An 8,961-nucleotide genomic window follows, 5' to 3' on the forward strand; every position below is an offset into this window, starting at 1 on the left:
AGCCCGCCTGCGTCTCAGAGATTACAAACGAAGCCCCCGCACAAAATACTGAAGCCACTCCGTGGCGGGATGACCACCAGGCTAGCCGCCATCAGCCTGCGAAGCAGGCGGGCGGAATATATTTTGACTTGTCGAAGCCCGCACGGCATCGAGGGGCAACACACAACCAACCGGGCAGGCTTCAGTCAGAGCTTGATGCCAATGGCATCGCGAGCCTTCGTCGCCTTGCGGCGTGCATCGGCGACGCTGTCGCCGCGGGCGAGAGTAACGCCCATGCGGCGGCGGCCCCTGACTTCCGGCTTGCCGAAGAGTCGCAGGTCGGTATCCGGCTGATCAAGCGCCTTTTCCAGGTTTTCAAAAGCGACCTGCTTTGACTCGCCCTCGACCAGCAGGGCGGCTGAAGCGCTCGGTCCGCGCTGGACGATATGCGGAATTGGCAGGCCCAGGATGGCGCGCGCGTGCAGGGCGAACTCGGACAGGTCCTGGGAAACCAGGGTCACCAGCCCGGTGTCGTGCGGGCGCGGGGAGACTTCGCTGAACCACACCTCGTCGCCCCTGACGAACAGTTCCACCCCGAAGATGCCGCGACCTCCCAATGCATCGGTGACAGCCCCGGCAATCCGTTCGGCCTCCATGCGCGCGACTTCGCTCATCGGCTGGGGCTGCCAGGACTCGCGGTAATCGCCGTCTTCCTGGGTATGGCCGATGGGTTCGCAGAACAGGGTGCCGCCGGAGTGGCGAACCGTCAGTAAGGTAATCTCGTAGTCGAAATCGATGAAGCCTTCGATAATCACCTTGCCTTCACCACTGCGCCCGCCCGTCTGGGCGTAGTCCCAGGCCGGAGCGATGTCGCCTTTCCTACGGACCAGGCTCTGGCCCTTGCCGGATGAGGACATGATCGGCTTGATCACGCAGGGCAAGCCGATTTCGCCTACCGCTTGCTCGTACTCTTCACGGCCTTCGACAATGCGGTAAGGCGAGGTGGGTAACGCCAGCTCCTCCGCGGCCACGCGCCGTATGCCCTCGCGATTCATGGTCAGGTGCGCGGCGCGAGCCGTCGGGATGACGTTGTAGCCTTCGGTCTCGAGCAGCAGCAGGGCATCGGTGGCGATCGCCTCGATCTCCGGCACGATGAGATGCGGCCGATCCAGTTCGACGATGCTGAGCACGGCCTGGGGATCGAGCATGTCGATGACATGGTGGCGATGCGCCACGGCCATGGCAGGCGCGTGATCGTAACGGTCGACGGCGATGACTTCACAGCCCAGCCGCTGCAATTCGATGACCACCTCCTTGCCCAACTCCCCGCTGCCGAGCAGCATGACCCGGGTGGCGGTGGCCGAATGCGGCGTGCCGATTTCCGTCATTGCATCGTTTCTCCGCCTTTCTCGCTTTCCCCCTCAAGTAAATGCCGGTCGAGGAAATCGGTGATCGTGCGATAGGCGTGCAGCCGTGGACCGTCCCCGGCAATGGCGTGCTTCTCGCCAGGATAAGTCATTAATTCAAAGGGATATGCGCGGTTTTGAAGGTCGTTCATCAACTTCGTCGAGTGCGTGAAAAGGACGTTGTCGTCTGCCATGCCGTGGACCAGCAGCAGCGGATCGGTCATGGCATCGGCATAGGTCAGGACGTTGCCCTGCTTATAGACGTCCGGCTGATCCTGCGGCCGGCCCATGTAGCGCTCGGTGTAGTGGGTGTCGTAGAGCGTCCAGTTGGTGACCGGCGCGACCGAAACGCCGGCGGCGAATTCGCCCGGGTACTGGGCCAGCGCCATCAGGCTCATGTAACCGCCGTAGCTCCAGCCGAAGATGCCGATGCGGTCGGGATCGACGAAGTCCTGCGCGCGCAACCAGTCGACGCCCACCATCTGGTCCCGCATTTCCACCTGGCCGAGTTTCAGGTACGCGGGTTCCTGGAAGGCCTTGCCTTGCCGCTCCACACCGCGATTGTCCAGGGAGAAAACCACGTAGCCGCGGCGGGCCATGTACTGGTCGATCAGCATGCGTCGCGACCAATTGTCGGTGACCATGCGGTGGGTCGGGCCGCCGTAGACATGCACGAAGACCGGGTATTTCTTTTCGGGATCAAAATCCGCCGGCCGGATCAGGCGGTAGTGGAGTTCATGGCCCTCGGGGGCGACGATGGAGCCGAATTCCGTCGGTCGATGCCCGTCGCGATAGGGACTGTAGGGATGCTCCTCGTCAAGCCGGTTTTCCACCAGCCAGGCCAGGCGCTCGCCGTCGACACTGTGCAGCGAGAGTTGCGGTGGCTGGCGGCTGCTGGAAAAAGTGTCGACGTAGATGCGCGCAGCTTTGTCCATGCCGACCTCGTGCCAGCCCGAGCGCCGGGAAATCCGATTGACGACTTCCGGCGAGCGGGTGATCAGGGACTGACGGTAGAGGTGTTTTTCGGTTGTCGAAACCTCCGAACCGTTGAAATAGACCATACCCATTTCCTCGTCCACGCCGACCATCTCGTCGACCTGCCATGGCCCGTCGGTCAGGCGGCGGATCACCTCACCCTCGTAGTCGTAGAGATAGAGGTGGCGGAAGCCGTCGCGTTCGGAGGACCAGATGAACGCCGGCATCTCGGAGAGAAAATAAAGGTCATCGTGCAGGTTGATCCAGGTATCGCTGTTTTCGGTCAGAATCGCGCGCGAATCGCCGCTGTCGATGTTGGCGACCACCAGTTCCAAAGACTGCTGGTCGCGGCTTTGCCGCTGGAAGCTTAGCTGCTCGCCGTTGGGTAGCCACTTCACCCTCGGGATGTAGATGTCGGTCTCATCGCCCAGATCCATCCAGGTGGTCGTGCCGGATTCGATATCGATCACGCCCAGCCGGTAGGTTACGTTGTCGGTACCGGCGTAGGGATAGCGTTGCTCCACCATTTCGATGGTGTCCGCCTGTACCTCGTAGCGGCGCGTGACCTCGACCGGCGATTCGTCGATCTGCAGGAAGGCGACGTGCTGCCCGGTCGGGGACCACCAGAAGCCGGTCGAGCGCCCCATTTCTTCCTGCGCGATGAATTCGGCCACACCGTTGGCGATGGTATCGGTCGCACTGTCGGTCAGCGGCCGGGCTTCGCCACCCTCGGTCGCGACCAGCCACAGGTCGCGGTCACGCACGAACGCCACGTGTCGGCCGTCGGGCGCGATCTGCGGGTCGGTATCGAATGCCTCGGATTCGGTCAGTTGCCGCACCGTTCGTTCTTCGGCCTCCATGTCCAGCAGGAAGATATTGCCGCCGATGGGAAAGAGCAGGAAGCGACCGTCGGCTGACCAGCGGTAGTCGACGATGCCCCGCAGGTCGGCAATCCGCTCGCGCTCGCGCCGGGCCTGTTCGGCAGCCGAGAGTTCGGTCTCTTCGGACATCACCTCGTCGGCGGCCACGAGCACGCGCATCGTGTCGTCGGCAACGTGATATTCCCAAAGATCGAGGAGATTGCGGTCGTCCTCGCTCCCCTTCAGGAAGGTGACGCGGTCGCCAGATGGCGACAACTCGGCCTGGCGCAGGGTCGGTCCCGCCAGATCGGGGCTGGAGAAGATGCGCTCGAGCCGGAGCGGCTCGTCCTGGCCGAACGCGGCGCCGGTGAGCAGAAACGATATGAGGATGGCGGTCAGTCGCGTACGCATCTTGGGTTCCAGGTGAATTGAACGATCAACATACTATTGTCGAGTCCCGCACTGCCCAAGGCAACTCTGCCCGGCGGGGGTCGGGGGCTCATTCAGTTAGTCGCGCCGTAATTGCTCCGCCTCCCGGAACTTGCCGGTTGCGAAAAGCCCGTTTGCCCGGGCAAGCGTTGAACTGGAATGGCGCACGGTCATGAAAGAAAACGCTCGAGCTCGAGGAGTGAAGACATTCTAACGGTCTCATGCTTGTGGCGAGGAGTCGATGCCCGCATATCCGGATTCAGGGCGGGTAATATACCGCCACCCGGCTCGAGCGAAACGAATACGGATTATGAATTTGAACGATGATTTCCCCCTGGCCGCCGAAGGGCTCGTCTATGACGCTGGCGTGCGCGAACGCACCGATGCGCTCTATGAGCGGGTCCGCGAGGTCGTGCCGAAAGTCGAATGGCCGCTGCACGCACCATTGATCGACGCCATCAACCGTCTCAAGGCCGAACGCAACGCCGTCATCCTGGCGCACAATTACATGACGCCGGAAATCTTCAACTGTGTCGGCGACATTACCGGCGACTCGCTCCGGCTGGCCCAGGTGGCCGCCGAAGCCAAGCAGGACATCATCGTCCAGGCCGGTGTTCATTTCATGGCGGAAACGGCCAAGATTCTGTCACCGGACAAGACCGTACTGATTCCCGACCTGGAAGCCGGCTGCTCCCTGGCCGCCTCGATTACCGGGGAGGACGTGCGCCGGATTCGCGCGGCCTACCCGGACTATCCGATCGTGACCTACGTCAACACCTCGGCGGAGGTCAAGGCCGAGGCGGATATCTGCTGCACCTCGTCCAATGCGGTGCCCGTCGTCGAGGGTGTAGCCGCACAGTGGGGAAGCGATACGGTCATCATGATTCCCGACGAGTACCTGGCGAAGAACGTGGCCAGCCAGACCGATCTGCGCATCCTGACCTGGAAGGGTGACTGCGAAGTCCACGAGCGGTTCACCCGCGACGAGATCGAGCAGCTGCGGGCCGAACATCCCGACGCGATGATCATCACCCATCCCGAATGTCCACCGGAGGTGCTGCGGGCGGCCGACTATGCCGGTTCCACGGGCGCCATGTCGGCGTATGTCGCCGAGCACCAACCGAAGAAAGCCATCCTCATTACGGAATGCTCGATGAGTGACAACGTCGCCGTCGCCAATCCGGGCACGCAGTTCATTCGCCCCTGCAACCTGTGCCCGCACATGAAGCGCATCACGCTGAAGAACATCTACGAGTCACTGCGAAATCTGCGCTACGAGATTGAAGTACCCGCCGATATCGCCGAGCGCGCCAGAGCCAGTCTCCAGGCGATGCTGGACCTGCCCAGCGGCGGCAAGCCGCCGGGATTCGATACCGCCAGGCCGGCGCGCGGCGCCGAATACGTCAGCGTCTGAGGGCGATGGACTTGCTGCCCGGTCAGCTGGTTACCGAGATCGTCGCCCGCGCCCTGGCCGAGGATCTGGGTGGCCGTGGCGATATCACCACCGGCGCGATCGTGCCCGCCGAGGCCACCGGGCGCTTCCGGCTGGTGTCGCGGCAGGTCGGCGTGTTGTCCGGGGTCGAAGCCGCCGTGGAGACCTTCGCTCAGTGCGAGACCGGTATCGAGATCGATTGGCGCGAGGGCGAAGGCGACCTGCTCGAGCCCGGTACCGTGATAGCCGAACTGTCGGGGCCGGCGGCCGCGATCCTGATGGCCGAGCGAACGGCACTCAATTTTCTCGGGCGCCTCAGCGGCGTCGCAACGCTGACGCGCCGGTATGTCGACGCCGTGGCCGAAACCGACGCACGCATTGCGCATACCCGCAAGACCACACCGGGCCTGCGGGCACTGGAGTTGGCGGCCGTTCGGGCCGGCGGCGGATCAAGCCATCGCTTCGGTCTCGATGACGCCATATTGATCAAGGACAACCACGTGGCCATCGCCGGTGGTGTGCACGAGGCGATTCGGCGCGCACGGCTCTCCGCCGGCCATATGGTGCGTATCGCCGCCGAGATTGATAGCCTGGATCAGCTCGAAGAAGCCCTGGATGCCGGCGCCGAAAGCATCCTGCTGGACAACTTCAGCCATGCCGACCTCAAGCAGGCGGTGATGCGTTGCAGGGGGCAGGGCGTCACGCTGGAAGCTTCGGGCAGCATTTCCCTCGACACGGTGGGGGAGATTGCCGCTGCGGGTGTTGACATAATCTCCGTCGGAGCGCTGACGCACTCCGCGCCCAATATCGACCTTGGCCTCGACTCGGTCGATTGAAAGCCGGGGCATTCAAAGCCACCGGTGTGGACGGCGCATTGCCACAGACATGATATTGTCCCACTAGATTCTGCAATCGGGGACAGCATGAGCGAGCGCGAATTCGATATCGTTTTGATGGGCGCGACCGGCTTTACCGGCCGCCTGGTGGCGGAGCACTTGCTGCGGCGCCACGGCGTCGGCGGAGAGCTCAAGTGGGCCTTGGCCGGGCGCAGCCGCGAGAAGCTCGAACAAATCCGCATCAAACTCGGTGAGACTGCCGCGGGCTTGCCCCTCATTGTCGCCGACAGCCATGATCGGGCGTCCCTCGACGCAATGGTACAGCGCACCCGCGTGGTCTGTACCACGGTCGGCCCCTACGCGCTCTATGGCTCCGACCTGGTGGCCGCTTGCGCCGAAAACGGCACCGACTATTGCGATCTCTCCGGCGAAGTCCCCTGGATGCGGCGCATGCTGGACGAACATGCCGATGCGGCCAGACGAAGTGGGGCGCGTATCGTCCACTGCTGCGGATTCGACTCGATTCCCTCGGACATGGGCGTGTGGTTTCTCCAGCGCCAGGCGGCCAAGCAATTCGGCAAGCCGCTGAGCCGGGTGCGCATGCGCGTCAAGGCGGCCAAGGGTGGCTTGAGCGGCGGCACTTACGCATCGATGCTCAATATCGTCGAGGAGGCGCGACGCGACAAGGATGTCGCCCGCGTCCTCAAAAACCCCTATGCCCTGTGTCCGCCTGAAGTACGCGAAGGTGAGCGCCAGCCCTCCGTCTCCAAGGCGTCTTTCGATTCGGCCTTCGGCGTGTGGACGGCCCCTTTCATCATGGCGGCCATCAACACACGCGTCGTGCTCAAGGCCAACGCCCTGTCCGGTCACAGCTACGGCAAGGATTTCCGCTATGACGAGGCCGTCATGACCGGCCGCGGGTTTTCCGGTCGCATGAAGGCTTCTTTGGTCTCGCTGGGCATGGGGAGCTTTGCCGTGGGCGCCGCGCTCGGTCCAACCCGATGGTTACTGAAGAAAATGGTACTGCCCAAACCCGGCGAGGGTCCCTCGGCCGAGCAGCGCGAGGCCGGCTTTTTCAAGATCGTCATCGACGGGCGCAACGAAGGCGAGGATCAGTCGCTGCGCGTGTCGGTCAGCGGTGACCGGGATCCCGGCTATGGCTCGACTTCGAAAATGCTCGGTGAAACCGCCCTGGCCCTGGCCCGCGACCTGCCGGCTGATGCCTGCGCCGGCGGTATCTGGACGCCTTCAACGGCGCTCGGAGAAAACCTGCTCAAGCGGCTCCAGCACCATGCCGGGCTGAAATTCGAAGTGCTTTCATGAAACATCGGCCCGCCGGGACTTCGGCGGGCCGTTTTCTCAGCCTTCTTTCAGGCTCTTCATGTCGATGACGAAGCGATAGCGCACGTCGCCGCGTTTCATGCGTTCGTAGGCCTCGTTGATGTTGCCGATGTCGAGCATTTCGATATCGCATTCGATCCCGTGTTCGGCACAGAAGTCCAGGCATTCCTGCGTTTCCGGAAGACCGCCGATCAGCGAGCCGGCGAGCGAGCGGCGGCCGAAGATCAGCGGCCCGGCATCCAGCGGCGGATCGACCGGTTCGGGCATGCCCACCAGCATGTGAATGCCGTCGTGCTTGAGCGTGGCGATGTAGGGATTGAGGTCGTGAGCCACGGGGACGGTATCGAGCAGGAAATCGAATTGCCCGGCGGCCGCTTCCATCTGGCTTTCGTCGGTGGAGACGATCACGTTATGCGCGCCCTGGCGCCTGGCTTCTGCGGCCTTGTCGCTGGAGCGGGTGAACAGCGTGACTTCCGCACCAAGCGCCCGGGCGAGCTTGACGCCCATGTGCCCCAGGCCACCCATGCCGATCACGCCGATGCGATGGCCTTCACCCACACCGAAATGCCGCAACGGTGAGTAGGTCGTGATACCGGCGCACAGCAGCGGTGCCGCGGCGGCAGGATTCAGGCTTTCCGGGATGCGCACGACGAAGCGGTCGCTGACCACGATGTTCTCCGAGTAGCCGCCGTAGGTCTTCGAGCCGTCGTGCAGGTCCCGGCCGTTGTAGGTCAGCACGTTGCCCCCGGTGCAGTATTGCTCCAGGCCCTCCTCGCAGGCCTGGCACTCACGGCAAGAGTCGACCAGGCAACCGACGCCCACGCGGTCGCCCACCTTGAATCCGTCAACTTCGTCACCTATGTCCGTGACCCGGCCGACGATCTCGTGTCCCGGGACGACCGGGTAGTCGGTCATGCCCCAGTCGTTCTCAACGAAATGGATATCGGTGTGACAGATCCCGCAGTATTCGATCTCGATACTGACGTCATCGGGACGAGGGTTGCGGCGCTCGATGTCGAGCGGGGCCACTCCCGATGTTTCCGATTCTGCACCGTAAGCTCGTGTTGCCATGATGGATGCCTCATGTTTGTTGTTGATTCATCCGGATAATAACGCTGATCCAGTGATGCGGAAGTTAATTGCTGATTCGCCGGCAACTTGGGGTGGTGGTGCCACCGCGCGCGGTGCGGGTTTCGACACTTCAAGGGCTGTTCCGCCGGCCTGCTTCGCAGGCTGATGGCGGGTACCTTTTTTCATGCGCGAAAAAAGGCACGAAAAACGCGCTTAAAAGACGGACGGATTCGTCTCAGGAACCTTCTGACGGAGTGGCTTCACAGGATTACGACTGGGGCTTCGCTCGTGCCCGGCCGCATTGATTGAGGCTTCGATTCAATGCTTGGCGTGGCCCGACCGATTGCCACGACCTCAGTGAATGCCAACAGCGGCGCCAAGGTGCCCACATTCGACGTTATGGTCCTTTACCCCAATCCTGCCGCCACGGTGAATGGAAGTTTGCCTCGTCGAAGTCGTGCCATTCAGGTGTGGACTACGCCCGATCCGTGCTGAAGGCGCCACACAATTCGACCGAGCAGGAGCGAAGATGGAAGCAAAATACTGAAGCCCGCGCGTCTTGTTGGTCCTGCGGCGCATCCGCAATCTTTTCAGCGCGCTTTTGGTTACTTTTTTCGCGCGAGAAAAAAGTA

At 62.7% G+C, this 8,961-nt stretch carries 6 protein-coding genes; 3 read left to right on the top strand and 3 right to left on the bottom strand.

Annotation, left to right across the window (positions count from 1 at the left end):
* Window positions 1–185 precede the first annotated feature (185 nt).
* The gene (purT, locus tag DZK26_RS10695) at window positions 186–1,367 is read right to left on the bottom strand and encodes a formate-dependent phosphoribosylglycinamide formyltransferase (protein WP_116898568.1); all 1,182 of its coding nucleotides are present in this window, start codon (window positions 1,365–1,367) and stop codon (window positions 186–188) included.
* Window positions 1,364–3,631 carry a S9 family peptidase gene (locus DZK26_RS10700; protein ID WP_116898567.1) on the bottom strand — a complete coding sequence of 756 codons (2,268 nt, stop codon included), beginning with the start codon at window positions 3,629–3,631 and terminating at the stop codon, window positions 1,364–1,366. The genes purT and DZK26_RS10700 overlap by 4 nt, the downstream gene beginning before the upstream one ends.
* A gap of 328 nt (window positions 3,632–3,959) precedes the next feature.
* On the opposite strand from DZK26_RS10700, the gene nadA reads away from it, so the two are divergent.
* From nadA to DZK26_RS10715, 3 genes are all read left to right on the top strand, one after another.
* Window positions 3,960–5,063, top strand: a complete 1,104-nt coding sequence (nadA, locus tag DZK26_RS10705) for a quinolinate synthase NadA (RefSeq protein ID WP_181918415.1) — start codon at window positions 3,960–3,962, stop codon at window positions 5,061–5,063.
* Window positions 5,064–5,068: 5 nt separating this feature from the next.
* Entirely contained in the window at window positions 5,069–5,917 is an 849-nt protein-coding gene (nadC, locus tag DZK26_RS10710) for a carboxylating nicotinate-nucleotide diphosphorylase (RefSeq protein WP_116898565.1), read from the top strand.
* Between the two features lie 87 nt (window positions 5,918–6,004).
* Window positions 6,005–7,240 carry a trans-acting enoyl reductase family protein gene (locus DZK26_RS10715; protein ID WP_116898564.1) on the top strand — a complete coding sequence of 412 codons (1,236 nt, stop codon included), beginning with the start codon at window positions 6,005–6,007 and terminating at the stop codon, window positions 7,238–7,240.
* Window positions 7,241–7,276: 36 nt separating this feature from the next.
* On the opposite strand, the gene DZK26_RS10720 is transcribed toward DZK26_RS10715, so the two are convergent.
* Window positions 7,277–8,329, bottom strand: a complete 1,053-nt coding sequence (locus DZK26_RS10720; protein ID WP_116898563.1) for an NAD(P)-dependent alcohol dehydrogenase — start codon at window positions 8,327–8,329, stop codon at window positions 7,277–7,279.
* Between the last annotated feature and the right edge of the window lie 632 nt (window positions 8,330–8,961).

Source organism: Wenzhouxiangella sp. 15190, assembly GCF_003417465.1.
Lineage (GTDB): Bacteria > Pseudomonadota > Gammaproteobacteria > Xanthomonadales > Wenzhouxiangellaceae > Wenzhouxiangella.

What these genes read in the sequence shown, in the direction of transcription:
- purT (WP_116898568.1), bottom strand. Translation starts at nt 1,367, where the DNA reads ATGACGGAAATCGGCACGCCGCATTCGGCCACCGCCACCCGGGTCATG.
- DZK26_RS10700 (WP_116898567.1), bottom strand. Translation starts at nt 3,631, where the DNA reads ATGCGTACGCGACTGACCGCCATCCTCATATCGTTTCTGCTCACCGGC.
- nadA (WP_181918415.1), top strand. Translation starts at nt 3,960, where the DNA reads ATGAATTTGAACGATGATTTCCCCCTGGCCGCCGAAGGGCTCGTCTAT.
- nadC (WP_116898565.1), top strand. Translation starts at nt 5,069, where the DNA reads ATGGACTTGCTGCCCGGTCAGCTGGTTACCGAGATCGTCGCCCGCGCC.
- DZK26_RS10715 (WP_116898564.1), top strand. Translation starts at nt 6,005, where the DNA reads ATGAGCGAGCGCGAATTCGATATCGTTTTGATGGGCGCGACCGGCTTT.
- DZK26_RS10720 (WP_116898563.1), bottom strand. Translation starts at nt 8,329, where the DNA reads ATGGCAACACGAGCTTACGGTGCAGAATCGGAAACATCGGGAGTGGCC.